This window comes from Aminobacter sp. DSM 101952, from assembly GCF_001424795.1.
Classification (GTDB): domain Bacteria; phylum Pseudomonadota; class Alphaproteobacteria; order Rhizobiales; family Rhizobiaceae; genus Aminobacter; species Aminobacter aganoensis.
In genome coordinates, this window is the sequence record NZ_LMCL01000001.1 from 688,205 (window position 1) to 713,724 (window position 25,520).

Here is a 25,520-nt window from a genome sequence, read left to right on the forward strand (position 1 = left end):
AGAAGGAGATTAGGGATCGCGCCGGACAATTACGAGTCATTTGTGCGGAGCCTAAATTGCAACGTCCCGAAATTCCGGCTGGACTGCCGGCCGACATCGAAGACAGGAAGGCGCGCGCCCGCGCCTGGTTCGAAGAGCTGCGCGATCGCATCTGCCTCGCCTTCGAGGCGCTGGAGGACCAGGTCGAGGGACCGCTGGCCTCCTGGGCGCCGGGTCGCTTCGAGCGCACGCCCTGGCAGCGCGACGAGGGCAAGGGCGGCGGCGGCATCATGTCGATGATGCATGGCCGGGTGTTCGAGAAGGTCGGCGTGCACACCTCGACTGTCCATGGCGAGTTCTCGCCCGAGTTCCGCAAGCAGATGCCGGGCGCCGAGGAAGACCCGCGCTTCTGGGCCTCGGGCATTTCGCTGATCGCCCATCCGCAGAACCCCAACGTGCCGGCCGTGCACATGAACACCCGCATGGTCGCGACCTCGCGCTGGTGGTTCGGCGGCGGCGCCGACCTGACCCCGGTGCTCGATCGCCGGCGCACGCAGGAAGACGCCGATACCGTCGCTTTCCACAAGGCGATGCAGTTCGCCTGCGCCAAGCACCCCGGCGTCGCCGACTACGGCAAATACAAGGACTGGTGCGACGAGTATTTCTTCCTGCCGCACCGCAACGAACCCCGCGGCACCGGCGGCATCTTCTTCGACTGGCAGCACTCGCCGGAGGAAAAGGGCGGCTGGGACGCCGATTTCCGCTTCGTCCAGGATGTCGGCCGCGCCTTCCTCGTCGCCTACCAGCATCTCGTGCGCCAGAACTTCAACACCAACTGGACCGACGGCGACCGCGACGAGCAGCTGGTGCGCCGCGGCCGTTACGTCGAGTTCAACCTGCTCTACGACCGCGGCACGATCTTCGGCCTCAAGACCGGCGGCAACATCGCCTCGATCCTGTCGAGCATGCCGCCCGAGGTCAGGTGGCCGTAAACACCGGATTGCGCAAACTACGCTGATAGCGTACAAAGACGGCAGCTGACGGATGCTGCATGAAGATTTCGTTCGATCCGGCCAAGGACGAATGGACCCGGGCCGAGCGAGGTTTCTCGCTGGCGCTCGGGGCGGAGGTGATCCGCAACAAGGTCGCCACTTTCCTGGATGACCGGCACGACTATGGTGAGGATCGCTTCGTCACCTTCGGCCATGTCGAGGCGCGGCTCTACGTTTGCGTGTTTACGATGCGAGACACGGTCTTTCACATCATCTCGCTGAGGAAGGCCAACGACCGGGAGATTTCAAGATATGGTCGATGACATCGACAATCCCGACTGGACCGAGGAACGGACACGCCCGCTCGATGCGGCTGCCAAGTTGAAGCTCGTGCGCGGGCTGCTGGAAATGAGCCAGGGCGACTTTGCCGCCCTGCTCGGCATACCTGTCACCACGCTGCAAAATTGGGAGCAGCGGCGTACCGAACCGGATGCCGTCGCAAGGACCCTGATCGACCTGATCCATGACGACCCGCAGGAGATGCGGGCGCGCATGATGCGGCGCAACGCGGCTTGAGCGCGTTGCATGGCTGACCTGCCCGCCGTCGCATTGACGTGCGGGCGGCAAAGCTTTAGAGAGCGCGCTTTCCTTGGCCCTCGTCCCGCTGTGACGGGCCTTGCTCTCATTGGAAGACTTTCGTGACGATTTTCGACAACATGGTTCCGGCGCTGGCCGGGGCGCTCGCCGCGCGTGGCTACGAAACGCTGACCCCGGTGCAAACTTCCGTGCTGGCCCCCGAGGCCGACGGCGTCGACCTCCTGGTCTCGGCGCAGACCGGCTCGGGCAAGACCGTGGCCTTCGGCATTGCCATCGCCCCCACCCTGCTGGACGGCCGCGAGCGTTTCACGCCCGGGGCAGCGCCAAGCGCCGTCATCATCGCGCCGACCCGCGAGCTCGCCATCCAGGTCCGCCGCGAATTCGAATGGCTCTACGCCGCGACCGGCGCCCGCATCGCGTCCTGCGTCGGCGGCATGGACATGCGCAAGGAGCGCCGCGCGCTCGATGAAGGCGCCGACATCGTCGTCGGCACGCCGGGCCGCCTGCGCGACCACATCACCCGCGGTTCGCTCGACATCTCCGGCCTGCGCGCAGTCGTGCTCGACGAAGCCGACGAAATGCTCGACCTCGGCTTCCGCGAAGACCTCGAGTTCATCCTGGCGGCAGCGCCGCAGGATCGCCGCACGCTGCTGTTTTCGGCAACCGTTCCGCCGCAGATCGCCCAGATGGCGAAGCGCTTCCAGCGCAACGCGCTGCGCATCACCGCCGCCGGCGAGAGCCGCCAGCACGACGACATCGAATACCGTTCCGTGCTCGTGGCGCCGCCCGAGCGCGAGAACGCCATCATCAACACGCTGCTCTATTTCGACGCGCGCAGCACCATGGTGTTCTGCGCGACGCGTGAAGCGGTCAAGCATTTCTCGGCCCGGCTCGCCAATCGCGGCTTTGCCGTCGTTGCGCTGTCGGGCGAACTGAGCCAGGCCGAGCGCAACAACGCGCTGCAGGCGATGCGCGACGGCCGTGCCCGCGTCTGCGTGGCGACCGACGTCGCCGCCCGCGGCATCGACCTGCCCAATCTCGACCTTGTCATCCACGCCGACCTGCCGACCAATCCGGACACGCTGCTGCACCGCTCGGGCCGCACCGGCCGCGCCGGCCGCAAGGGCGTCTGCGTGCTGATCGTGCCGTTCCATCGCCGCGGCAGCGCCGCCCGCCTGCTCAAGCTGGCAAAGCTCGAGGCGACAACGCAGTCGGCTCCGGGACCGGCCGAGATCGACGCCCGCAACCACGAGCGCATGCTGGCCGAACTCACCAGCGCCGAGGCACCCGCCGAGGACGAAGCCGCACAGGTCGCCGAGATCCTCGCCGCCCATTCGGCGGAGACGATCGCCCTTGCCTGGCTGCGCCAGCAGATGGCCTCGCGCCCGGCGGCGGAAGAACTGTCCGACCGCCCGATGCCTGCCTTCGACGCAGCCAAGGCCGAACGTCCCGACAACCGCTTCGAAAGCGGCGTCTGGTTCGCCGTCTCGGTCGGCCGCAAGCACCGCGCCGAACCGCGCTGGCTGCTGCCGCTGATCTGCAAGGCCGGCCGCGTGACCAAGCGCGAAATCGGCTCGATCCGCATCTTCGAGAACGATTCGCATTTCGAGATCATCGCCGAGCGTGCGGACGCCTTTGCCGCGGCGGTGGAGGAACAGGGCACCGGCGAAAAGGGCGTGACCATCACCCGGACCGGCAGCGCCCCCGCCCCCGACCATGGCGCAAAGCCGAAGAAGCAGCACCGCAAGGGCCAGTACGATCCTTCCGACAAGCCGCCCTTCAAGAAGAAGGGTTTCGAAAAGAAGCCCTACGAGAAGAAGCCTTTCGAAAAACGCTCCGGCGACAAGCCTGCCTTCGACAAGCCCGCTTACGGCAAGCCCGCATACGACAAGCCGGCGGGCGCCGGCGCAGCCAAGAAGTACAAGCCGAAGAAGAAGTTCGGCGAGTAAGGGCGGCCCGACGACCTGCGGCTTTTGGCTGCATCAGCCTTTGCCACAATCGATGCCACAAAGTGAAAATCTGGCGTCGATTGTGGCTAAGCCACCGTTTCGAAATATGTTTTTCGTCTAATATTCCCCCGGCAAGACAGGTCTATTTCTATCGCCGGGGCCGGGAAACGCCGGCGGTTCGAACCGCGACGCGACGTGACCGGACGGCCCTTTACAAAGGTGGGCAAGCCCATCGGGGCGCCCGCATTCGTCGGAGAGCATGCCATGCGCAAGCTTCTTGTTCCGGCAGCCGCTGCTGCCATTCTCGCAACCTCTGCCGTAGCCTTCGCCGCCGTCCAGCATACGGACGGCACGATCAAGACCTTCGATGCCAAGGCAATGAGCCTGACCCTGGCCGACGGCTCGTCCTTCGTGCTGCCCAAGAAGTTCAAGGACCCGGGCCTGAAGGCAGGCGAGAAGGTGTCGATCTCCTGGGACATGAGCGGCAAGAACAAGGTCGCCGAAGCCGTGAAGATCATGAAGTAGCGCGGCTTCGCGATTGATTTCCAGAAGGGCGGAACCAAGTTTCGCCCTTCTTTCGTTTCGGAGGGCTCCGTGCGGAATCGGTTTTTCAGCAAGCCGGCGCAAGCATTTGCAATGATTCCGGTTTCCGCCCCTCACAGCCCCTGCATCAGGCAAATTTCGCGCTGGCCCAAGCCCCGCGCAACCAAATCACCGGATTGCATGTTATAGTTCATCCCCGAAACCGGACGAGGAAGGAGACATCCGATGAAGGAATTTCAATGCGGGTCACTTGTCCCCGGCTGCCAGTGGCACACGCGCCACGAGGACGAAGCTGAGATCATGCGCCGCGTCGCCGAACACCTGCGCGAGACGCATGGCGAAACCATCATCCGCGAGACGATGATCGAAGCGATCCGCTCGCGCATCGAGAAGGTCCGCGACGCGGCCTGATCAGGCCTTGAGCCTTGCAGCGGCGCGCTCGAGCAGCGCGTCGCGCTCCAGCGAAAAGCCGCTGTCGACCCACTCCGTTTCCAACGTCTTGAGCAGCGCGCCAAGGGCGGGCCCCTTGACGCCGAGCGGCGCCAGATCGCCGCCGCGCAGCGGGAAATCGGGCTTCTGCCACTTGTCGGCGAATGCCAGAAGCCGGAAGTAACCGCCGGCTTCGACCAGCGCCTTGTCGTCCTGCTCGGCGCGGCCGCGCGCCGAGGCGAGATCGAGGCGCAGGCGGTCGCGGATGCCTTCGATGTCGCCGCGATAAAGCCGCCTGGCCAGTTCGCCTTCGGTTGCCGCCGGCTCCACCTTTGCGGTGGCCGCCCACTGCACCAGCCTGTCGGTGTCGGCATTGGACAGCCGCAGCCGCTCGCCGAGCGCCGTCATGCGCGCCGCGTCCGGCGGCACGATCGAGGACAGGCGCAACAACGGATCGGCGGCCCAGCCGAGATCGCCCTCGACCCGGACAAGCGCATGGATGGCGTCGATGCCCCACTTTTCGCTTTCCGGCAGCACCGCGGTGAGCACGCCGGCCTGCCGCATCCACAGCAGGGCGCGCGAAGGATCCGGGGCGGCAAGCAGGCGCTTCAGTTCCGACCAGACCCGCTCGGCCGAAAGCCGGGAAATCCCATCTTTCAGCCGCGCGCAGGCCTTCAGCCCCTCGGCATCCGGGCGGCCCTTGCCGTACCAGGCGAAGAAGCGGAAGAAGCGCAGGATGCGCAGGTAGTCCTCGCGGATGCGGGTTTCGGCATCGCCGATGAAACGCAGCGTGCGGCTTTCCAGGTCGGCAAGGCCGCCGACCAGGTCGACCACGCTGCCGTCGGCATTGGCGTAGAGCGCATTGATGGTGAAGTCGCGCCGCTCGGCGTCACGCTTCCAGTCACGGCCGAAGACGACCTTGGCGCGGCGGCCGTCGGTCTCGACATCGGCACGCAAAGTGGTGACCTCGAACGGCTTGCCGCCCGATATGACCGTGATGGTGCCGTGCTCGGCCCCGGTGGGCACGGTCTTGAAGCTGGCCGCCTCGGCCCGGCGCACCGTCTCTTCGGGCAGGTTGGTGGTGGCGATGTCGACATCCGCGACGGCCTCGCCGAGCAATGCGTTGCGTACGGCGCCGCCGGCGATGCGCGCCTCTTCGCCATCGGCGTTCAGGACAGCCAGCAGCTTCTGCAGCTGCGCGTCATCGAGCCAGGCGGCTCCCGCGATCGTGGAGCTCATGTGTAGAGCCTTTCGTAGAGCGCGCGGATGATGCCGGCGGTGACGCCCCAGATGTAACGCTCCTCATAGGGCATGGCGTAGAAGAAGCGTTCCCTGTCCTGCCAGGTCCGGCTGGCGCGGTCGTGGTTGGCCGGATCCATCAGGAACCCCAGCGGCACCTCGAAGACGTCGTCGACTTCGTCCGCGTTGAGGGTGAGAAGGAACCCGGGGCGGACGACGCCGAGCACCGGGGCGATGCGATAGCCGCTGCCGGTGACGTAGTCGGGGAGTCGGCCGATAATGTCGATGTAATCGGAGGTTAGCCCGATTTCCTCCAGGGTCTCGCGCAACGCCGCAGCCTCTGGCGAGACGTCGTCGGGGTCGATGCGGCCGCCGGGAAAGGCGATCTGGCCGGAGTGGCTCTTCAGCTTTTCCGCCCGCTTGGTGAGGATGATGGTCGAAGCGTCGCCATGGTCGACCACCGGGATCAGCACGGCTGCGTCGCGCAAGCTGTCATGCACGAACAGCTCGCGCATGTCGGGATTGAGCAGATGGTCGCCATAGTCGGCGACGGCATCGTTGAGATGCTCCTGCGCCGCGCGCTGGCGGAAGTCCTGCGCCGAATAATGCGCTGCCGGGGAACGAACCATCACGCGCTCAGCCGCTCCAGCCTGTCCCAGGGCATCACGGGATAGACCTCGCCCTTCGAGCGCACCGCAAACATGTCCTTGCCGTCGATCTCGATGCGTTCGCCATGCTCGACGAGTTCGTACATCACCGAACGCGCGACCAGCGCTTCCAGCCGCCCGCGCACCAACAGATACGGCTTGAGGCCGCCTGTCTCGGGCTCGTCGACGAAGCGCAGCGGATGCTCGGGCCCGGCCTCGACGACGTCGCCGACATTGGTGCGGAAGGTCAGCACCTGTCCGGCGCCCTCGCCCAGGACGTTCATCTCGACGGCGACGAAATGCGCATCGATGACGCGGATGCCAACCCTTTCCACCGGAGTGACGAGGTAGGTCCGGCCGTCTTCGTCCTTGCGCAGCACGGTCGAGAACAGCTGCACCAGCGGCATGCGGCCGATCGGCGTGCCGAGATAGAACCAGGTGCCGTCGGGCCGGATCTCCATGTCGAGATCGCCGCAGAAATCCGGGTTCCAGCGCTCCACCGGCGGCAGGCCCTTGCCGGCGCGGGCGGCGCGCGAGATCAGCGCCTCCAGCCCGGCCGCGTCGCTTGCGCGGGCCAGTCCGTCGTCGCTCCTTGCCTCGCGGCTGTTGTCCAGATCGGCAGTCATGGTCACGAAATAGTCACTGTTGTTGCGCTTGTCAGCATAGGCAAGTGATTTAAGTTCAATGCGAAGACCGCGCCAAGGTGCGGGCATGGAGATCGCGACGCCCGGGATCGTTTGACCTCAGGGGATTGGGCGGCAAGCGCCAGCTTCGGATGGGCGGCGCCGCAGGCCGAAGGGCAAGAAGTCCAGGGCAGTTTTACGAAGCGGCAGCGTGTCCGGATGGACGCGACAGGCACGCTGTAGCATCTTGAGTTTGCGCATCGGCGACCGGAGAATCGGTTACGGTCCCGGGACGCCAGAAGAAGGATCCGGCCCATATGAGCGTGATGACCAGGGAAACCATGAGCGAGAGCGAAATGATCGCCGCGGCCGAACTCGCGCTCGCCGACATCGCCAAGATCCGTGCCGGCGTCGGGCGCGTCATCTTCGGCCAGGAAAGCGTCGTCGAGCGCACGCTGGTGGCGCTGCTCGCCGGCGGCCATGCGCTGCTGGTCGGTGTTCCCGGCCTCGCCAAGACCAAGCTGGTGGAAACGCTGGGTGTCGTGCTGGGCCTCGATTCGCGCCGCATCCAGTTCACCCCCGACCTGATGCCGTCCGACATCCTCGGCTCCGAGGTGATGGAGCAGGACGACCAGGGCAAGCGCTCCTTCCGCTTCATCTCCGGGCCGATCTTCGCGCAACTCCTGATGGCCGACGAGATCAACCGCGCCAGCCCGCGCACCCAGTCGGCCCTGCTGCAGGCGATGCAGGAATATCACGTCACCGTCGCCGGCGAACGCCACGACCTGCCCGCGCCCTTCCATGTGCTGGCGACGCAGAACCCGCTGGAACAGGAAGGCACCTACCCGCTGCCGGAAGCCCAGCTCGACCGCTTCCTGATGCAGGTCGACATCCTCTATCCCGAACTCGAGGCGGAGCGCCGCATCCTTCTGGAAACCACCGGCATCGAGGACGCCAAGGCCCAGAACGTGCTCGATCCGGAGCGGCTGAAGGACATCCAGCACCTGATCCGGCGCATGCCGGTGCCTGAAAGCGTGGTCGAGGCGATCCTCAAGCTGGTCCGCTCGGCCCGTCCCGGCCAGGGCCACGGCGAGACCGACAAGCATGTGTCGTGGGGTCCCGGCCCGCGCGCCAGCCAGGCGCTGACTTTGTGCGCCAGGGCGCGTGCGCTCTATGACGGCCGCCTCGCACCGTCGATCGACGACATCCGCGCGCTGGCCGAACCGGTGCTGCAGCACCGCATGGCGCTGACCTTTGCCGCCCGTGCCGAAGGCATGACGGTCCGCGACGTGGTGGCGCGGCTGGTCAAGGACATCTGATGGCGCGCATCGGCGAGGCATCGGCACCGGTTGCGACCAGCGATGCGCTTGCCCGCGGCAGGCTGCGCGCATCGCTGGTGCCTGACCTGCTGGTCGAGGCCCGCCGCATCGTCAACACGGTGATCGCCGGCTGGCACGGCCGCAAGAAACGCGGCATCGGCGAGAATTTCTGGCAGTTCCGGCCCTATGTCCAGGGCGAGGCGATGGCCCGCATCGACTGGCGCCGCTCGGCCCGCGACGACCACACCTATGTCCGCGACCGCGAATGGGAAGCTGCCCACACCGTCTGGCTGTGGGCCGACCTGTCGCCGTCGATGCTCTACAAGTCGAAATCCGCGACGGTGTCGAAGGAATCGCGCGCGCTGGTGCTGATCTTCGCGCTGGCCGAACTCCTGTCGCGCAGCGGCGAGCGCATCGCCTGGCCGGGACTGACCGACCCGTTCAGCGCCCGCAACGGCGCCGAGCGGCTGGGCTCGCATCTGGCGCAGGCGATGTCGCCGCCGTCAAAGCCCGATCTGTCGGGCATCCGCCGCTTTTCCGACATCGTCATCGTCGGCGACTTCCTCGACCCGGTCGAAGAGACGATGGCCTGGCTCGACACGCTCGCCCGCCACGGTGCCCGCGCCCATCTGATCGAGGTCGCCGATCCGGCCGAGGAAAGCTTTCCGTATGCCGGACGGACCGAGTTCACCGATCCCGAGACGGGCGACAAGCTGACCGCCGGACGCGCCGAACAGCTGGCCGAAGATTATCGCAACCTCTATTCGGCGCGCCGCCACGAGCTTGCCTCCTGGTGCAAGCGGCTGGGCTGGAGCTACACGGTCAACCACACCGACCGGCTTGCCTCGGACGCGCTGGTGCATGTGCATCTGGCGCTGACCGCCGAAGGCCACGGACCGGGGGGCCGCCGATGAGCTGGCTGCCGCTGTCCTTCGGCGCGCCGGCGGTCCTGTGGGGCCTGCTGGCATTGCCCGTCATCTGGTGGCTGCTCAGGCTGACGCCGCCCAAGCCGCAGGCAGAGATATTCCCGCCGCTGAAGATCCTGGCTAAGGTGTTCAAGAAGGAAGAGACGCCGCACCAGAGCCCGTGGTGGCTGACGCTGCTCAGGCTGCTGATGGCAGCGCTTGTCGTTCTGGCGCTGGCCGAACCGATCTTCAACCCGCGCGAAAAGCTGCCGACGGGTGGCACGGCGCTGGCGCTGGTCGTCGACAATGGGTGGGCAAGCGCGCCGGACTGGAAGCGCCGCACGGCCACGGCCGAGCGGCTGATCGCCGATGCCGGGGCAGCCGGCCAGCCCGTGGTGCTGGCCTTCACCGCCGAGAAGCCGAATGCCGAGATCGGCCCCTTCGACGCCCAGGCGGCACTCGACCGGCTGCGCGCCGCCGAACCGCGGCCGGTGCCGACCGACAGGGGCCCGGTCTACGCCCGTGTCGCAACGGTGCTGGCCACGCTGCCGGGCGCCAGCGTGGCCGTGCTCGACGACGGGCTGGCCAGTGCCGGCGACGAACAGGCGTTTTCCACCCTGTTCGGCCAGAGCCCGCCGAACGTACTGTGGGCGTCCCCGGAACGGCTCGACGCCAGGGGCCTGACATCGGCCGAGAACGAGATGGAAGGCTTCGCCCTGACCGCGATCCGCGCGCCCGGCGACCCAGCACCCGGTGCGGTGACCGCAGGCGCCTTCGACGACAAGGGCCGCCGCATCGCCGACGCCACGCTGACCTTCGCCCCGGGCGAGACGGTGGCCACCGGCACCATGACCGTGCCCTTCGAACTGCGCAACGATTTCGCCTCGATCGCCCTCGACGGCCAGGCCCAGGCCGGCGCGGTGCGGGTGCTCGACGACAGCTCCAAGCGCCGCCGCGTCGGACTGCTGTCGCAATCGGATGCCGACGATTCGCAACCGCTCCTGGCGCCGCTCTATTACATCCGGCGCGCGCTCGAACCCTTTGCCGACCTCAGCGAGCCGGCGAGTTCGGACCTTGCCGAGGCGATCCCGCAGCTGATCGACCAGAAGCCGGCGATGATCGTCATGGCCGACGTCGGCACCATTCCGCCGCAGGCGCGCGAAAGGCTGCTCAAGTGGCTGAACGACGGCGGCACGCTGGTGCGTTTCGCCGGCTCGCGCCTAGCGGCTGCCGGCAATGACGAGGAACTCCTGCCGGTGCGGCTGCGGCTCGGCGAGCGTTCGCTCGGCGGTGCCCTGTCCTGGACGGCGCCACAACCGGTCAGCGACTTCCCCGCCGGCGGACCGTTCGGCGACCTGGCCCCACCCAACGAGGTGACGGTGAGCCGGCAGGTGCTGGCCGAACCGACGCCCGACCTCGCGCAAAGCACCTGGGCCAACCTCGCCGACGGCACCCCGCTGGTGACCGGTGCCCGGCGCGGCAAGGGCACGCTGGTGCTGTTCCACATCGCGCCGCAAGCGACATGGTCGAACCTGCCGATCTCCGGCAGCTTCGTCGAGATGCTGCGCCGCATCGTGCAGCTGTCGCGCAACCAGGGCACGGCCACCGCCGGCACCGAAGGCAAGCCGGCGTCGCTGGCACCCTTCCGGATGATCTCGGCGGAGGGCCGCATCGTGCCGCCGCCGCCGGATGCGCGCCCGCTGCTCGCCGGCGCGGGCACCCTGCCCGTGACGCTCGAAAATCCGCCCGGCCTCTATGGCAGCGAAGAAGGCGTGCTTGCCCACAACCTGCTGAAGTCGGACAGCACGCTTTCGCCGCTGGTACGGCCTCAGCTCTCGGCACCGGTGACCGAAATACGCTACGCTTTCGACGAATCGCGCGATTTGAAAGGTCCGCTCGTGGCGGGAGCCCTGGCACTGATGGCGCTCGATACGCTGGCCGTCCTGTGGATGGGCGGCATGTTCTCGCGCCGTGGCGCCCGGCGCGCACGCACGGCCGGAACCGCGGCTGCCGTGCTGCTTTGCCTCGGCGCGCTGCTTGCCCAGCCCGATCTCGCCCGTGCCGACGACACCAAGCCCGGCGACCTCGAAGCCGTGGAAGCGATCTCGCGCACCCGCATCGCCTATGTCCTGACCGGCGAAGCTTCGGTCGACGCGACCAGCCGGGCCGGCATCACCGGCCTGACCAAGTTCCTCGTCGAGAAGACCGCGCTGGAGCCGGGCGAACCGGCGGGCATCGACATCGCCAAGGACGAGCTTGCCTTCTACCCGCTGATCTATTGGCCGATCGACCCGGCGGCGGCGATGCCGAGCGAGGCAGCCATCGCCCGCGTCGACGCCTACATGAAACAGGGCGGCACGGTGCTTTTCGACACCCGCGACCAGTTCGCCAACGGCATCGGCGCCGATTCGGCGAGCCCCGCCACCGAACGACTGCGCGACATCCTCGCCAATCTCAACGTGCCGCCGCTGGAGCCGGTGCCGGCCGACCACGTGCTGACCAAGGCGTTTTTCATCCTTCCCGAGTTTCCCGGCCGCTTCAACGGCAGCCCGCTCTGGGTCGAGGCATCGCTCGAAGCGTCGAACGCCGAAGGCCGCCCGGTGCGCACCGGCGACGGGGTGACCCCGATCATGATCACCGCCAATGATTTCGCCGGCGCCTGGGCCGTCGACGAGAATGGCGAGCCGATGCTGCCGACTGTGCCGTCCGATCCGATGCAGCGCGTCTATGCGCTGCGCGCTGGCGTCAACATCATGATGTACATGCTGACCGGCAATTACAAATCCGACCAGGTGCACGTGCCGGTGCTGCTCGAACGGCTGGGGCAGTGACATGAACTGGTCCGTCGCCTTCGAGCCCCTGTTGTCGTGGCCGATACTGGCCGCCCTGCTCTTGCCGCTGGCGCTGCTGGCGCTTGTCGGACTGTGGTTCCGCCAGCGCGGCGGATGGCTGAGATTGCTTGCGCTCGGCGCACTCGGCCTGGCCCTGGCCAACCCGGTGATCCTCGACGAGGAGCGCGAACCGCTGAAGAGCGTGGTCGCGATCGTCGTCGACCGCAGCCAGAGCCAGGAAATCGGCGAGCGCGCGACCCAGACCAATGCTGCCGTCGAGGGCCTCAAGGAGCGCCTGGCGCGCTTCCGCCAGTTCGAGGTGCGCGTGGTCGAGGCCGGCCGCGCCGACGCCGCCGACGACCGCACCGAGACACGCCTGTTTGCGGCCCTCGAAAGCGCGTTCCGCGACGTGCCGCCCTCGCGCATCGGCGGCGCGGTGATGGTGACCGACGGCCAGGTGCACGACGTGCCAGGCGCGCCTGCGATCAGCGCTCCGCTGCATGCGCTGATCACCGGCGAGGAGAACGAGCGCGACCGCCGCATCCGCTTCGAAAGCGCGCCGCGCTTCGGCATCGTCGGCAAGCCGCTCGACATGACCTACCGGGTGATCGACACCGGCGGCGCGGCTGGCGCCGTCGATGTGCGCGTCTCCATCAACGGCGTGCAGGTTTCGGTGCAGCGCGCCTTTGTCGGCCAGGAAATGCCGCTGCAGATCACCATCCCGAGCGCCGGCCGCAACATCGTCGAGCTGTCGATCGAGCGCGTCGACGGCGAGTTGACCGACACCAACAACCGCACCATCGCCTTGGTCGATGGCATCCGCGAGAACCTGCGGGTGCTGCTGGTCTCGGGCGAGCCGCATGCCGGCGAGCGCACCTGGCGCAACCTGCTCAAGTCCGACGCCTCCGTCGACCTCGTGCATTTCACCATCCTGCGGCCGCCGGAAAAGCAGGATGGCACGCCGATCAACGAACTGTCGCTGATTGCTTTCCCGACGCGCGAGCTGTTCGTCGAGCGCATCAACGACTTCGACCTGATCATCTTCGACCGCTACCAGCACCGCGACGTGCTGCCGATCCTCTATTACGATTACATCGCCGAATATGTCGAAAAGGGCGGTGCACTGCTGATCGCCGCCGGCCCCGAATATGCCGGCGACCAGTCGATCGCCAACACGCCGCTGATCTCGGCCCTGCCCGCCATGCCCAATGGCGACGTCATCGAGAAGGCGTTCTATCCGCGCCTGACCGAACTCGGCCAGCGCCACCCCGTGACCCGCGGCCTCGAGGGCTCGGGCCAGGAGCCGCCACGCTGGAGCCGCTGGTTCCGCCAGATCGGCGTCGAGCAGCCCGACGGCGAGGTGGTGATGAAGGGTGCCGACGACCGCCCCCTGCTCCTGCTCGACCGCAAGGGCGAAGGCCGTGTCGGCATGTTCCTGTCCGACCAGGGCTGGCTGTGGGCGCGCGGCTATGAGGGCGGCGGCCCGCATGTCTCGCTCTATCGCCGCATCGCGCATTGGCTGATGAAGGAGCCGGAGCTCGAAGAAGAGCGCCTGACCGCCGACGGACGCGGCATGGTGCTCGACATCCGCCGCCAGACCATGCGCGACGAAGCAGGTTCGGCGCGTGTCATCACGCCCTCGGGCAAGACGCTGGACGTGCCGTTGACCAAGAGCGATCCCGGCATCTTCCTCGGCAGCGTCGAGACCAGCGAAATCGGCCTCTACCAGGTCGGCAATGGCGACCTGACCGCACTTGCCCATGTCGGGCCGGTCAACGCGCCGGAATTCGCCGACGTCGTGTCGACCGAGAACGTGCTCAAGCCGGCGACCGATGCCACCGGCGGCGACGTGCGCCGGCTGGCGGCAACGGGCATTTCGGCCATTGCCGGCGGCATCTCCGTGCCGAACGTCGTGCCGGTGCGCGGCACCGCCGAAGCCTCGGGCCGCGACTGGCTCGGCTTCCGCACCACCGACGACAGCGTTCTCAAGTCGGTGTCGCGCGTGCCGCTGTTCGGCGGCTTCCTCGGCCTGGGCCTGCTGCTGCTGGCGCTCGGCTCGATGTGGTACCGCGAGGGACGATAGGCAGCTTCCGTTTCTCACTCCTCCGGCTCGGTGGTGAACTGCAGCGGGTAGCCCTTGGCCTTCCCTGCCTCCGTCGCCCGCGTCGCCTTGGTCTCGGCGACGTCGCGGGTGAACACGGCGACCACGCACACGCCCCGCTGGTGGGCGGTGATCATCACCCGATGCGCCTGGTCCTCCGACATGTGGAACTCGCCCTTGAGCACGGTAACGACGAAGTCGCGCGGGGTGAAATCGTCGTTGAGCAGGATGACCTTGTGCAGCTTCGGCCGCTCGGTCTTGAGGCGGGTCTTGGTGCGTGGCGCGGCTGTGGTTTCGGGCATGGCAAGCGGGCCTCATGCGCGGGCGTCCAGTATGGGATCGATCGGCCGGTTCCGCAACGCCGTGGCCAGGCGCGAGCGGAACCATCGCGTGCCCCGGCCATTGAGAGGCAGGCCGGCGCCTTGCGAAAAAGTGGGCGACAGATGTCGGAATCGGCGCCGGCCGTTCGTCCTGTGGACGTCGCAACCAACGAGGAGACTGAAATGTCCTATGTCGATGGATTCCTGCTCGCCGTTCCGAAGAAGAACATCGAGGCCTACAAGGCCCTCGCCGGGAACGCCGGCAAGGTGTGGATGGATCATGGCGCAACCGCTTACGTCGAATGCCTGGCCGACGACGTGCCCTATGGCGAGGTGACATCCTTCCCGCGCGCGGTTCAGACCACCGAAGACGAGACGGTCGTCTTTGCATGGATCGTCTACCGCTCGCGCGAGCAGCGCGACGAGATCAACAAGAAGGTGATGGAAGACCCGCGCATGAAGAGCGAGCCGGAGTCCTGGCCGTTCGACGGCAAGCGCATGATCTATGGCGGCTTCAAGCCGTTCCTTGAGATGTGATCGCCTTGACGAGGCCGGGGCGATTGCAGGGCAAAGCTGCAATCGCCCCGTTGACCGCGACAACTCTTCCGTGAATAAGGATGCAACCCGTTTATGGTGCATTGATCCGACATTTCACGCATAAGTCGCAAGCGGGTGCGGCCTTGAGACGGAACCACCCTGATGCAGCGCCTGTCGACCAATGACGTCCCGCCGCGCGACCGCCTGGCCTATCTGCACGATTTCGTCGCCCGACATGTCGCCGGCCTGCGCTTCCGGCCTGCCGACGCCGACAGCTTCGACTTCGACCTGTCCGCCTATTTCCTCGACCACGAAACGACGGTTGGCACCGCCTGCTATTCGGCCGTGCTCGGCGAGCGCCCAAGGGACCTGATGGCCGACGGCCGCCAGGACTATCTCATGACCATCCACACCACCGATTATGAGGTGGCCATCGCCGGCAAGGCCCCCCTGTCGATCAGGGCCGGCGACATCACTTTGGTCAACGAAGCCACCGCGATGGCTTTCGCCCTGCCCAACACGCTGCTCAAGGTCGTGTCGCTGAACGAGGCGCGGCTTGCGGCGATCGCGCCACGTGTCCGCATGCAGCCGTTCCACCACATTCCGGCGCAAGCCGTGGGAGCCTCGCTGCTCACCGGCTATGCCGACCTGCTGCGCGCCGCAGCACCGGACGGAGAGGCAGGCCGAACGCTTGCCGGCAACCATCTCTACGATCTCGCGGCCCTCGTCGTGCAAGGCGCGACCAACGCCGCCGCCGAACCGGTGCGCGCCAGCCTGGGGGCTGCGCGGCTGGAACTCGTCAAGGCCGAGGTGCTGCGCCACATGACCGATCCGGAACTGACCGTCACCGCCATAGCCCGGCGCCAGGGCGTCACCCCGCGCTATGTCCAGCGGCTGTTCGAGCAGGACGGCTCGACCTTCTCCGAATTCCTGCGCGATGCCCGGCTCGACCTCGCCGTCCGGTCGCTCGACAAGGGCGGCGCAGCGACCATCTCGGCCATTGCCTTCGACGCCGGCTTCGGCGACCTGTCCTATTTCAACCGCGTCTTCCGGCAGCGCTTCGGCACGACACCGAAGGAGATCAAGGCCGCAGCCCTGCGCCGCCGCCAGTAGTTCGGCCTTCACCGGTTCGCCTCAGTCCGCATCTGTTCGTCCCCGGCCAAGACCGCGCCATCCGCGCCGTCGTAGAGCAGTGCCGTGGCGGACCAATGCATCCGACGGGCGGGGGCGCTCTTCGAACGCATGCGTGGCCGGCCAGCGCCGGACCGCCGACTGGGCAGAGTCGGCGGTCCGCGCATGGGCCGTCTCCACGACGTTCGCGCCATCTCCAGCGAAATCGAGAGATCCATGAAAACAGCGATTGCATTGATGTTGTGCGGCATGCTCGCCGCGTGCAGCCAGACGACTTCGACGACCAGCACGACGAAGACGGCCGGGGCGCCCAAGGCGGCGGCCCAGGTCGCACCCAAGGGCAAGGCCGGCAAGATGACGGCCGAACAGCGCTGCGCCGAAGCAATGCGCAAGGCGACCCAGGCCCAGACCAACGCCGCCATGCTCGGCGGAGCGCTGTCGATGGTCGGCGGCTTCGGCGGCCTTGGCCGCGGCGGCGCCATTGCCGCGCAGGCGGCCTCGGTCGGCGGCTCGCTGATGCAGGCCAAGGCGCAGGACGATGCCGGCAAGGCAATGGACGCGGAGTGCATGGGATGAAGCCGATGATCGTACGCCATCTTGCGGCCGGCCTGCTGGCCGCGAGCCTGGCGCTTGGCGCCCTCGTCTCGCCAGCCAACGCGCTGACCGACGACGAGGCTGGCGAAGTGACCCGGCTGTTGAACGAGCTCTACCCGAGCGCGGGCAGCTTTGCCTTCGACGAGGAGGAGGCCGACGCGTCGTACGACCGCGACCAGGATCAGGATCGCCTCATCGAAAAGGCGGGTTTCGACCGCGACAGCTGGCGCCGGGTTCTCGGCGAGACCTTCCGCGGCTATCTCGCGCTGATGCCCGATGACGCCTTCACCGGCCGCTTCAAGCAGATGACCGACAGGCTCAAGGCCAACACGACGCTGACGCCAGAGCAAAAGCAGGAAATGCAGGCGATGGTCGACGAGCAATGGGCCGAGATCGCCACGCTGCGCGAGGAAGGCAAGGAATTCGCCGACACCGTGCGGCGGTACGCCGACCTGCTGCATGTCATGATGGGCGAAGACGCGGGCAACTGAACGGTCGCGTTCCTGGCGGACGCCGCCATCTCACACCGGGCTGGGGCGACTGGAGCCTCAGCCTTCGGTGGCGGCAGGCGACGCGTCGCCGTCCCTGACCGCAGCGATCACGTCGGCGAGCAGTTGGTGCAGCTCGTCGCGATAACCGGTGCGCGCCGACGCCTCGCCGTCGTCGGAGGTCATGGCGACGGTCAGCCCGAGCGACGGTGCGATGTAGAGCATCTGGCCGCCAAACCCCCAGGCATAACGCACGTCCTCGCCGCCAATCCGGCGCAGGAACCAGCTGTAGCCATAGCCGTCGCCGTTGAAGACCGAGGTGGTGCGCGGCACCCAGGACGCCTCGATCCAGCCGGACGAAACGATCCGCTCGCCTTGCGCCGTCGCGCCGCCATTGCGGTAGAGCTCGCCGAAGACATGCAGCGATCGTGTGCTCATCGCCATCTGGTTGCCGCCGAGATAGATGCCCTGCGGGTCGCGATCCCAGCCGCCGATGCGGAAGCCCTTGAGCGGCGCGAGCCATTCGTGGGTCAGGTCGAGCGTCGAGCGGCCGGTCTTGCGGGTCAGGATGGCCGAGAGCAGGTGCGAGGATCCGGTGGAATAGAGCATGCCGCCGCCGGGATCGTCGACGAAGGGCCGGGCCAGCACGAAGCGCACCCAGTTGCGGCTGGCGACCCAACGGCCATAATTGGGGCCGGAGGTGCGGTCGAGCCCCGCCTGCATCGACAGAAGGTTGCCGACGGTGATCTGGTCGAGACGCGGGTCACGGTTTTCAGGGAAGTCGCGGCCGAGGATCGGCGCGATCTTCTCGTCGACGCCGTCCAGCACCTTGCGGTCGATGGCGATGCCGACAAGCAGCGAGAGCACCGACTTCGAGGCGGACTTGATGTTGGTGGAGGTATCCGGCGTGCTGCCGCGATAGCCGCGCTCTGCCAGGACCTTGCCGTCGCGGGCGACGATGACGGCCTTGAGGTTTTCGAGCCGGGCCGCGTCGTCGAGCAGCGCCGGCAGCGGCTTCGGCGCGGCCGCCTGCTGCGCAAGTGCCGGGGCGGCGAAGGGAGCGAGCCCGGCCAGGGCGAGGAACGCACGACGTTTCATGACGCCATGACCTATCCCGGCATCGCGGTGAAGTCATCCGCATCGCGGCGGACTCACGCCGAATTGACCGCCGGTCGCCACACGTGGAGGCCGGCGCAGGTCCGGCGCCTAGCGCCTGAGCACCGCGCTCAGCACGTCGCGGATGCCGATGGCGCCGACGAAGCGCGACTGGTCGTCGAACAGCGCCACAGGCGACGTCTGCGAGCGGTGCATGGCAAGCATCACCAGCTTGAGCGAGGTGCCCGGCTTGGCCCAGAAGACGTGCGAGGCCTCGTCGGACGACTTCTCGATCTCGTCGACCGAGATCCAGACAGCCGGCTTGCCGTTGCGCTCGGCGGCGGCGACGAGACCCTGCGCGTCGATCTTGAAGCGCGTCGTCTTGCGCCGGTCGAGCCAGAGCCAGCCCTCGCCCGCATCTTCGAGATCGCGGCGGTCGCGCATGACGTTCCAGGCCGTCAGCACCGACAGCGGGTTCACATTGGCGATGAAGTCGCGGACATAGTCGTTGGCAGGCCTGAGCACGATGTCCTCGGGCGGGCCGGACTGGACGATGCGCCCGCCCTCCATGATGGTGATGGTGTTGCCGATCTTCAGCGCTTCCTCGAGATCGTGGCTGACGAAGATGATGGTCTTCTTCAGCGTCTTCTGCAGCTGCAGGAGCTCGTCCTGCAGCTTGGTGCGGATCAGCGGGTCGAGTGCCGAGAACGGCTCGTCCATCAAAAGGATCGGCGCCTCGGTGGCGAAGGCACGCGCCAGGCCTACGCGTTGCTGCATTCCGCCGGAAAGCTCGTGGGCGTATTTCTTCGCCCACGGCGTCAGGTTGACGAGGTCGAGCTGCTTGCCGACGCGCGCCTTGCGCTCGGCTTCCGGCATGCCGGCGAGTTCGAGGCCGAGGCCGACATTCTCCTCGACCGTCCGCCACGGCAGCAGGCCGAACTGCTGGAACACCATGGCGACCTGATGCTGGCGCAGCCGCCGCAGCGTGGCTTCGTCGCAGGACACGACGTCGACCATCTTGTCGCCATCCTTGACCATGACCTGGCCGCGCGAGACGATGTTGAGCCGGTTGACCGCGCGCAGCAGCGTCGACTTGCCCGAGCCGGACAAGCCCATCAGCACCGAGATCTCGCCCTCGTTGACGGTGAGGTTGGCCCCAGCGCAGCCGAGCACGTTGCCGGTCTTTTCCAGGATCTCCGCGCGGCTGGCGCCGCTGTCGATCAGACTGAGCGAGCCCTTGGTGTCGTTACCGAAGACGATGTCGACGTTCTTGAAATCGACGGCAATGTTCATTTCTTGCCTCCCACGCCAATACGGGTCATGCGGTCGAGCACGATTGCCAGCACCACGATGGCAAGCCCAGCTTCAAGGCCGAGGTCGATCTTGCGCGAACCGAGCGCCCGGTTGATCTCGGTGCCGAGGCCGCCGGCGCCGATGAGGGCGGCGAACACCACCATCGACAGCGACAGCATGATGCACTGCGTCAGCCCCGCCATGATGGTGGGCAGCGCCGCCGGCAACTCGACTTTCCACAACAGCTGCCGCTTGGTGGCGCCGAACGCCTCGCCGGCCTCGATGATGGCCTTCGGCACCGAGACGACGCCGAGATGGGTGAGACGCACCGCCGTCGGGATGACGAAGATGATGGTGACGATCAGGCCAGGCGCGTTGCCGAGGCCGAACAGGGTCAGCACCGGGATCAGATAGACGAAGGTCGGCAGCGTCTGCATCAGGTCGAGCACCGGCAGCATGACGCGGTACACCTTGGGCTTGTGTGCGGCCCAGATGCCGAGCGGCACGCCGATCAGCATCGAGGCGGCGGCAGCCGCGACCACCAGTACCAGCGTTTCAACCGTCTGCTTCCAGAGGCCCTGGTTGATGATGAACAACAGCCCGAGCGCCACGCCGATCGCCAGGGCCCGCGAGCGCTGAAGATACCAGGCAAGCAGCGCGATGAGCGCCACCACCGCAACCGGCGGCAACAGCAGCAGCGCATCGACCAGCCCGTCGAGCAAAAGGTTGAGGCCGTTGGAAAAGCCGCGGAAGATGGCGTTGAAGTTGTCGGTCAGGAAAGTGAAGAATGCCTTGCCCCAAAGGCCGATCGGAATCTTGTAGGCGGCCAGCAAGCTCGATACCGGATCCATCTGTCCCCTCTCTTTTTGCTTGGGCACCGGTCGGGCCGATGCTTCTCCCCTAAGGTGATACGAAAAAGGGCAGCTGTCTCGCTTGGCTGCCCTTCTTCATTTCATTTTTCAGCGAGGACGCGGCTTAGCTCGCCAGCGCCGCCTTCACCGCAGCCAAAGCATCGCCGCCATCGAAGGTGGTGACGCCGTCGAGCCACTTGGTGGCGGCATCGGGATTGGCCTTCAGCCAGTCCTTGGCGACGTCGTTGGCAGCGCCGCCCTTGAGGATGGCATCCATCATGGTGCCTTCCATCTCCAGGTTGAACTTCAGGTTGCCGAGGAACTTGCCGACATTCGGGCACTCGGCGACGTAGCCCTTGCGCACATTGGTGCTGACGGTGGCAGCGCCGAAGCCCGAATCGCCCATGCCGTCGAGATAGGCGATCTTCATCGCGCCCATGACAGGATGCGGCGTCCAGCCGAGGAAGGCGATCCATTCATTGGACTTCATCGACTGCTCTGCCTGGGTCAGCATGCCAGCCTCGGACGATTCGACCAGCTCGAAGCCGGCGAGATTGTTCTCGGGCTTTGAGATCATGTCGAGGATGATGCGGTTGCCGTCATTGCCGGCTTCGATGCCGTAGATCTTGCCGCCGAACTTGTCCTTGAACTTGCCAAGGTCGGTCAGCGTCTTGACGCCGCCCTCAGCGACATAGCTCGGCACGACGATGCCGTAGCCGGCGCCGGACAGGTTTTCGCCAATGGTCTCGACCGAGCCCTCGGCGGCGTAATCCTTGATGTCGGCGGTCATCGACGGCATCCAGTTGCCAAGGAAGACGTCGAGGTCGTTGTTCTTGAGCGAGGCGTAGGTGACCGGCACCGAGAGCTGGATGACTTCCGGTTCATAGCCCATGGCGGTCAGCAGCACCGAAGCAACGCCCGTGGTGGCCTGGATGTCGGTCCAGCCGACATCGGACAGGCGCACTTTCTTGCAGCTTTCAGCGTCCCCCGCATAAGCGGCACCGGCAGTCATGACCGCCGACACGCCGATGGCGGCGGCGAGTGTTATCATGCGCGACATATGTAGATTCTCCCATTCGTATTTTTAAAGGCAACGCGATAGTGTTGTTGTTCGTCTTTGTCGCGAGCCAAACACCATTTTCCTTTGGATTCAAGTGACATGACGCAGCGACAGACGCCGCCGGCTGATCCATCAGCGACATCGCGAAGGTTTTTTGCGGTGGATGGCGAAGCTGCCCTCTCCCCGCGCCCGCCGGCTTGGGCTTAAGGAAGCACATGGCCAAGCTCTACTTCCACTATGCCACTATGAACGCCGGCAAGACGACCATGCTGCTGCAGGCGTCCTACAACTACCGCGAGCGCGGCATGACGACGATGCTGTTCGTCGCCGGGCATTACAGCAAGGGCGACACCGGCTACATCTCGTCGCGCATCGGCCTCGAAGCCGGCGCCGAAATGTTCCGCAATGGCGACGACCTGTTCGCCCGCATCGCCGAGCACCACGATCATACGACCGTGCACTGCATCTTCGTCGACGAGGCGCAGTTCCTCGAAGACGAGCAGGTCTGGCAGCTGGCGCGGGTGGCCGACCGGCTGAACATCCCCGTCATGTGCTATGGTCTGCGCACCGATTTCCAGGGCAATTTGTTCAGCGGCTCGCGCACCCTGCTCGCCATCGCCGACGATCTGCGCGAGGTGCGCACCATCTGTCGCTGCGGCCGCAAGGCGACGATGGTGGTGCGCCTCGGCCCCGACGGCAAGGTGGCGCGCCAGGGCGAACAGGTGGCGATCGGCAAGGATGTCTATGTTTCCCTGTGCCGGCGCCACTGGGAGGAAGAGATGGGCCGCGCCCAGCCAGATGATTTCATCGGTTTTGCATCGCGCGGCTAAGTAGCTTCGTCTTAAATGTTTTCGCCGGGCGCTTGCGTCTTTCAATCGCAAGATGCGGCACATATATTCGGCGCCACTGTCCCGCATTCGACACCGGAGGAACGTATGGCAACGCTGCAGAATTTCGATGCCGAAATCGCCAAGACCAAGCAGGTCGTGGAGGACATGCGGACCAAGATCGAGCAATCGGGCACCGTGCTCGACACGATCGCCAAGACCGACGAGAAGATCGGCGCCTCCGATTTCGACATCGAGAATGCGCGCATCCAGGACGTGCTCAAGCAGCAGAAGGTGATGGAAGGCAACATCGCCGACCTGATCATCGGCCTGGAAGACGCCACCAATGTCTTCGGCTCCGAATTCGAGAGCATGAAGAGCTTCACCGGCTGGGAGACGTTCGTCGGCATCTTCTCCGATTCGAGCAAGCAGCGCATGCGCACCGACCGCGTCCGCAACATGTCGCTGGCCGGCAACCTGCAGGAACTCCTGGTCAAGTCCGACACCATCGTCGGCATCCTGAAGGCGCAGAAGGACGTGCTCGATGCCCGCTACAAGACCTCGGAGACCAGCCTGTCCCAGGTGATCGAACGCCGCAAGTCGACGATGTCGAACCTCGAGGCGGTCCAGAAGCGCATCGAGGAGTTGAACCCGCTGCTGCTCGACATCGAAAACAAGATCGCGGCGTCGACCAGCCAGAAGGAGCGCACCGACCTCGAATCCCAACGTTCCAAGCTGGCCACCGAATACAACGAGAAGCAGGCCAAGGAGCAGGAACTGCTGGCCGAAAGCCAGACGCTCGAACGCTACACCTCGATGTTCCAGACCTTCGTCGATTCGCTGAACAACCAGATCGCGGCGCAGAACACGCTGATCAACAAGCTGACCATCGATACCGAGCAGCGCATCGTGCTCTACAAGGCGCTGGAGGACTCGCTCAAGACGGCCGCCCAGCAGGACGTCGCCCACAAGATCAACACGCTGGGCTCGAAGGTCGACAACACCGCCGAGGAAACCATGGCTGGCATCGGTGCCGCGGCCCAGAAGCACATCGGCGACCTGCTCGAAATGCACGAGAAGAACATGGTGGCGACCGCCGACATCCAGCGCCGTAAGAAGCTGGCCGACGACGCGTTTGCCCGCCGCTTCGACGAGGTGCTGAAGAAGCACAACGCTTCGGACTACGTGCAGTCGTAACCTGGCCAGAATGGACGGTGTTGCGCCCTGCCGCACCCGGCAGGCCAGAGGGGGCAACGTCGAGCGCATGCGTCGGAGACTTCATTCATGACCCCTACCGACGACCCGGCGGTCCGCTATTTCGACGCGATCAAGGCGGCGCTGAGCGGCCTTGAGATCTTCATGCGCGACGACCGCTCGCCGCTCTACCGGCACGGCATCGTGGCGAAGATCGCAGCCGAATACATCTCGCGGCTGGAAAGGTCCTTCGCCTGCTGGCGCAACCGGCTCGGCTTCATGGAGACCTTCAAGATCAGCCGCGCCGAAAGCGGCTTTCCGGTATTCCAGAATGTGCTGGAGCTGGAAAACGACCGCAAGACGGCGGCGCAGCGGCTGGCCAGCATCCCGCCGTCGGGCGAACTGCGCGAGGAGATGGCCGACTTCATCCTGCGCCACAAGGAATTTCCCGAGGCGCTGCAGCGCTCGATGGCCGAGCGGCTGTATCTCGAAGACGTCAAGGACGGCGTCACTTTCAGCCCGTTCATACTGGCGCAGACGGCCAAGGTGTCGGTCAACCCGAAGTCGATGCGGCCCTATTATCTCGTCCATTGGGGCAGCTTCGACGGCAGCGCCAACCTGCCGATGATCTACATGGCCACCGTCGAGGATTCGTCCGAGGCGATGATCGAGCAGCTGGTCGACCGGAACGGCAAGCTCAACGAGAAGATCGACATCCCCCTGCCCGTCGACGGCCTGCTCAATCCCGACCTCGCCCACCGCTTCGACGACTTCACCGAGAAGAACTCGGCCTATTCGCTGTCGCCGCTGACCATCGCCACCAATCTCGACAAGGATTTCCCCGACCTGCACCCCAAGCAGCTGCGGCGGCTGGTGCTGGGCCCGTTCTATTCGGCCGGCATCACCGAGCACAATTCGGCGGTCGCCGAGGTGCTGTCCAAGGTGCGCAAGGCCGAAAATGCCTGGCTGCTGACCTGGACCATCCAGGAGGTCTATTCCAAGGCCGAGAAGCCGGGACGCAAGGGGCTGTGGTCGAGCGAGCCGGCAAGCGAGGAGTTCTTCATCAACACAGACGATCTCGAAGCCGCGCGCCAGGGCGTATCGAGCTACGAGAAGCACGCGCTGATCCCGCACGAGGCCTACCAGGCGCTCTATGCCGCCGGCGAAGCCGAGAAGATCTTCGGCGGCTACAAGGTCCACATCCTGTCGAAGGGACAGGTGATCAGCGATGTTTGAGGCGTCCGCCTGGAGAGACACGATCTCGCTGTGGTGGGCAAGGCAGGCAGGTAAGAGAAAGATTGCCTGGAAGTGGATTTCGATCGCCTTTGGCGTACCCACGGCAATCTCTGTTCTCGCAAACTTCAACAGCAAGCTTGATTTCGGCCCGCTTCTCAGCCGCATCGTGCTGGGTTTCAACACCGTGTCGATGCACGCATGGGGTGCCGTGGGACAGGTTCTCGGGATCTCGCTGGACAAAATCCACGGCGCCCTGTCGTTTTGCCTGATCTGCGCCGGCGCCGCCATCGCGGCCTATTACGGCACCAAGACCGAAAGACGCCTCGCCTTCGACCGCTTCACGATATGCGAACTGGTGTCCCAATCCACGCTGGTTGCGGTTCTGAACGCGCCAACCAGGGTCTTTGACGCCGTTGCCATCTTCCTCAGCGCACTGCTCGGAACCGGTTATTTCATCTACAGTGACCGGCTGATCATCTCGGTGAAATTCTATCTGCTGATCCTGGCGGCAACCGCAGCCGGATTGTACGCGTTTTCCTACTTGACCCCGGTGGACGCCACGCAGGTTGCGATCATCACCTTCATGCTCTTTTCGATACTCACGCTGAAATTCGTGGGCGTCCGCAGATTGGTCTTCACCAGGATCATGGCATTTGTAATCGGCATCTTCGCGCTGGACCGTTTCGGTACAGTGGTGATGCCCGCAATCAACGATTGGCTCGACCGGATAGGAGCTTGAA

Annotated in this window: 26 protein-coding genes; 18 read left to right on the forward strand and 8 right to left on the reverse strand. The window is 65.9% G+C overall.

All coding sequences use genetic code 11. The annotated features are described in order from the left end of the window. Positions 1 to 56: 56 nt before the first annotated feature. The 6 genes from hemF (at position 57) to ASC75_RS03360 (ending at position 4,471) form a co-directional block, all read left to right on the forward strand. Entirely contained in the window at positions 57 to 971 is a 915-nt protein-coding gene (gene hemF, locus ASC75_RS03335) for an oxygen-dependent coproporphyrinogen oxidase (RefSeq protein WP_055970513.1), read from the forward strand. Positions 972 to 1,030: 59 nt separating this feature from the next. Continuing rightward, on the forward strand, positions 1,031 to 1,294 hold the full coding sequence (locus ASC75_RS03340) for a BrnT family toxin (protein ID WP_055970514.1): 264 nt from the start codon (positions 1,031 to 1,033) through the stop codon (positions 1,292 to 1,294). Next, positions 1,284 to 1,547: a helix-turn-helix domain-containing protein gene (locus ASC75_RS03345; RefSeq protein WP_055970515.1), complete on the forward strand. Its 264-nt coding sequence runs from the start codon at positions 1,284 to 1,286 to the stop codon at positions 1,545 to 1,547. Before ASC75_RS03340 ends, ASC75_RS03345 begins: the two co-directional genes overlap by 11 nt. A gap of 122 nt (positions 1,548 to 1,669) precedes the next feature. Then, positions 1,670 to 3,517, forward strand: coding sequence for a DEAD/DEAH box helicase (locus ASC75_RS03350; RefSeq protein WP_055970516.1), 1,848 nt, complete (start codon positions 1,670 to 1,672; stop codon positions 3,515 to 3,517). Between the two features lie 264 nt (positions 3,518 to 3,781). Continuing rightward, a complete protein-coding gene (locus ASC75_RS03355; RefSeq protein ID WP_055970518.1) occupies positions 3,782 to 4,042 on the forward strand; it encodes a DUF1344 domain-containing protein in 261 nt (86 codons plus the stop codon). 243 nt (positions 4,043 to 4,285) lie between these two features. Then, the gene (locus tag ASC75_RS03360; RefSeq protein ID WP_055970520.1) at positions 4,286 to 4,471 is read left to right on the forward strand and encodes a DUF1059 domain-containing protein; all 186 of its coding nucleotides are present in this window, start codon (positions 4,286 to 4,288) and stop codon (positions 4,469 to 4,471) included. Here ASC75_RS03360 and ASC75_RS03365 read toward each other — a convergent pair whose 3' ends face one another. From ASC75_RS03365 to ASC75_RS03375, 3 genes are read right to left on the reverse strand one after another with little or no spacing between them, the layout of a single operon-like run. Further along, positions 4,472 to 5,728 carry a CCA tRNA nucleotidyltransferase gene (locus tag ASC75_RS03365; protein WP_055970522.1) on the reverse strand — a complete coding sequence of 419 codons (1,257 nt, stop codon included), beginning with the start codon at positions 5,726 to 5,728 and terminating at the stop codon, positions 4,472 to 4,474. Next, positions 5,725 to 6,357: a CoA pyrophosphatase gene (locus tag ASC75_RS03370; protein ID WP_055970524.1), complete on the reverse strand. Its 633-nt coding sequence runs from the start codon at positions 6,355 to 6,357 to the stop codon at positions 5,725 to 5,727. The genes ASC75_RS03365 and ASC75_RS03370 overlap by 4 nt, the downstream gene beginning before the upstream one ends. Next, positions 6,357 to 7,001 (reverse strand): DUF1285 domain-containing protein, encoded by a 645-nt coding sequence (locus ASC75_RS03375; RefSeq protein WP_055970643.1) that lies wholly within the window; start codon positions 6,999 to 7,001, stop codon positions 6,357 to 6,359. Before ASC75_RS03375 ends, ASC75_RS03370 begins: the two co-directional genes overlap by 1 nt. 314 nt (positions 7,002 to 7,315) lie before the next feature. Between ASC75_RS03375 and ASC75_RS03380 the strand changes: the two genes are divergently transcribed. Genes ASC75_RS03380 through ASC75_RS03395 form a run of 4 tightly spaced genes read left to right on the forward strand, consistent with a single transcriptional unit; the run spans position 7,316 to position 14,136 of the window. Then, positions 7,316 to 8,317 (forward strand): MoxR family ATPase, encoded by a 1,002-nt coding sequence (locus tag ASC75_RS03380; protein ID WP_055970526.1) that lies wholly within the window; start codon positions 7,316 to 7,318, stop codon positions 8,315 to 8,317. Beyond that, positions 8,317 to 9,231: a DUF58 domain-containing protein gene (locus ASC75_RS03385; protein WP_055970527.1), complete on the forward strand. Its 915-nt coding sequence runs from the start codon at positions 8,317 to 8,319 to the stop codon at positions 9,229 to 9,231. Before ASC75_RS03380 ends, ASC75_RS03385 begins: the two co-directional genes overlap by 1 nt. Then, complete coding sequence (locus tag ASC75_RS03390) at positions 9,228 to 12,053, forward strand: DUF4159 domain-containing protein (RefSeq protein ID WP_055970529.1); 2,826 nt, start codon at positions 9,228 to 9,230, stop codon at positions 12,051 to 12,053. Before ASC75_RS03385 ends, ASC75_RS03390 begins: the two co-directional genes overlap by 4 nt. Before the next feature lies 1 nt (position 12,054). Beyond that, positions 12,055 to 14,136 (forward strand): hypothetical protein, encoded by a 2,082-nt coding sequence (locus ASC75_RS03395; protein ID WP_055970531.1) that lies wholly within the window; start codon positions 12,055 to 12,057, stop codon positions 14,134 to 14,136. A 14-nt stretch (positions 14,137 to 14,150) separates the two neighbouring features. Here ASC75_RS03395 and clpS read toward each other — a convergent pair whose 3' ends face one another. Continuing rightward, positions 14,151 to 14,456, reverse strand: a complete 306-nt coding sequence (gene clpS / locus ASC75_RS03400; RefSeq protein ID WP_055970533.1) for an ATP-dependent Clp protease adapter ClpS — start codon at positions 14,454 to 14,456, stop codon at positions 14,151 to 14,153. Between the two features lie 201 nt (positions 14,457 to 14,657). Between clpS and ASC75_RS03405 the strand changes: the two genes are divergently transcribed. The 4 genes from ASC75_RS03405 (at position 14,658) to ASC75_RS03420 (ending at position 17,227) form a co-directional block, all read left to right on the forward strand. Then, the gene (locus ASC75_RS03405) at positions 14,658 to 15,011 is read left to right on the forward strand and encodes a DUF1428 family protein (RefSeq protein ID WP_055970644.1); all 354 of its coding nucleotides are present in this window, start codon (positions 14,658 to 14,660) and stop codon (positions 15,009 to 15,011) included. A gap of 162 nt (positions 15,012 to 15,173) precedes the next feature. Further along, a complete protein-coding gene (locus ASC75_RS03410) occupies positions 15,174 to 16,124 on the forward strand; it encodes a helix-turn-helix transcriptional regulator (RefSeq protein ID WP_055970534.1) in 951 nt (316 codons plus the stop codon). Positions 16,125 to 16,358: 234 nt separating this feature from the next. Continuing rightward, complete coding sequence (locus tag ASC75_RS03415) at positions 16,359 to 16,718, forward strand: hypothetical protein (protein ID WP_156381081.1); 360 nt, start codon at positions 16,359 to 16,361, stop codon at positions 16,716 to 16,718. Next, positions 16,715 to 17,227 carry a hypothetical protein gene (locus ASC75_RS03420; protein ID WP_055970539.1) on the forward strand — a complete coding sequence of 171 codons (513 nt, stop codon included), beginning with the start codon at positions 16,715 to 16,717 and terminating at the stop codon, positions 17,225 to 17,227. The genes ASC75_RS03415 and ASC75_RS03420 overlap by 4 nt, the downstream gene beginning before the upstream one ends. A 57-nt stretch (positions 17,228 to 17,284) precedes the next feature. On the opposite strand, the gene ASC75_RS03425 is transcribed toward ASC75_RS03420, so the two are convergent. From ASC75_RS03425 to choX, 4 genes are all read right to left on the reverse strand, one after another. Next, positions 17,285 to 18,322, reverse strand: coding sequence for a serine hydrolase (locus tag ASC75_RS03425; RefSeq protein WP_055970541.1), 1,038 nt, complete (start codon positions 18,320 to 18,322; stop codon positions 17,285 to 17,287). Positions 18,323 to 18,430: 108 nt separating this feature from the next. Further along, positions 18,431 to 19,612 carry a choline ABC transporter ATP-binding protein gene (gene choV, locus ASC75_RS03430; RefSeq protein ID WP_055970543.1) on the reverse strand — a complete coding sequence of 394 codons (1,182 nt, stop codon included), beginning with the start codon at positions 19,610 to 19,612 and terminating at the stop codon, positions 18,431 to 18,433. Next, positions 19,609 to 20,463, reverse strand: a complete 855-nt coding sequence (gene choW / locus ASC75_RS03435) for a choline ABC transporter permease subunit (RefSeq protein WP_055970546.1) — start codon at positions 20,461 to 20,463, stop codon at positions 19,609 to 19,611. Before choW ends, choV begins: the two co-directional genes overlap by 4 nt. A gap of 124 nt (positions 20,464 to 20,587) precedes the next feature. Continuing rightward, positions 20,588 to 21,523, reverse strand: a complete 936-nt coding sequence (gene choX, locus ASC75_RS03440; protein ID WP_055970548.1) for a choline ABC transporter substrate-binding protein — start codon at positions 21,521 to 21,523, stop codon at positions 20,588 to 20,590. 215 nt (positions 21,524 to 21,738) lie between these two features. Between choX and ASC75_RS03445 the strand changes: the two genes are divergently transcribed. The 4 genes from ASC75_RS03445 (at position 21,739) to ASC75_RS03460 (ending at position 25,519) form a co-directional block, all read left to right on the forward strand. Then, positions 21,739 to 22,353, forward strand: a complete 615-nt coding sequence (locus ASC75_RS03445; RefSeq protein ID WP_055970550.1) for a thymidine kinase — start codon at positions 21,739 to 21,741, stop codon at positions 22,351 to 22,353. Positions 22,354 to 22,458: 105 nt separating this feature from the next. Further along, a complete protein-coding gene (locus tag ASC75_RS03450) occupies positions 22,459 to 23,547 on the forward strand; it encodes a hypothetical protein (RefSeq protein ID WP_055970552.1) in 1,089 nt (362 codons plus the stop codon). Positions 23,548 to 23,634: 87 nt separating this feature from the next. Further along, positions 23,635 to 24,780 (forward strand): hypothetical protein, encoded by a 1,146-nt coding sequence (locus tag ASC75_RS03455; protein WP_055970554.1) that lies wholly within the window; start codon positions 23,635 to 23,637, stop codon positions 24,778 to 24,780. Then, complete coding sequence (locus tag ASC75_RS03460; protein ID WP_055970556.1) at positions 24,773 to 25,519, forward strand: hypothetical protein; 747 nt, start codon at positions 24,773 to 24,775, stop codon at positions 25,517 to 25,519. Before ASC75_RS03455 ends, ASC75_RS03460 begins: the two co-directional genes overlap by 8 nt. The last annotated feature ends 1 nt before the right edge of the window (position 25,520 follow it).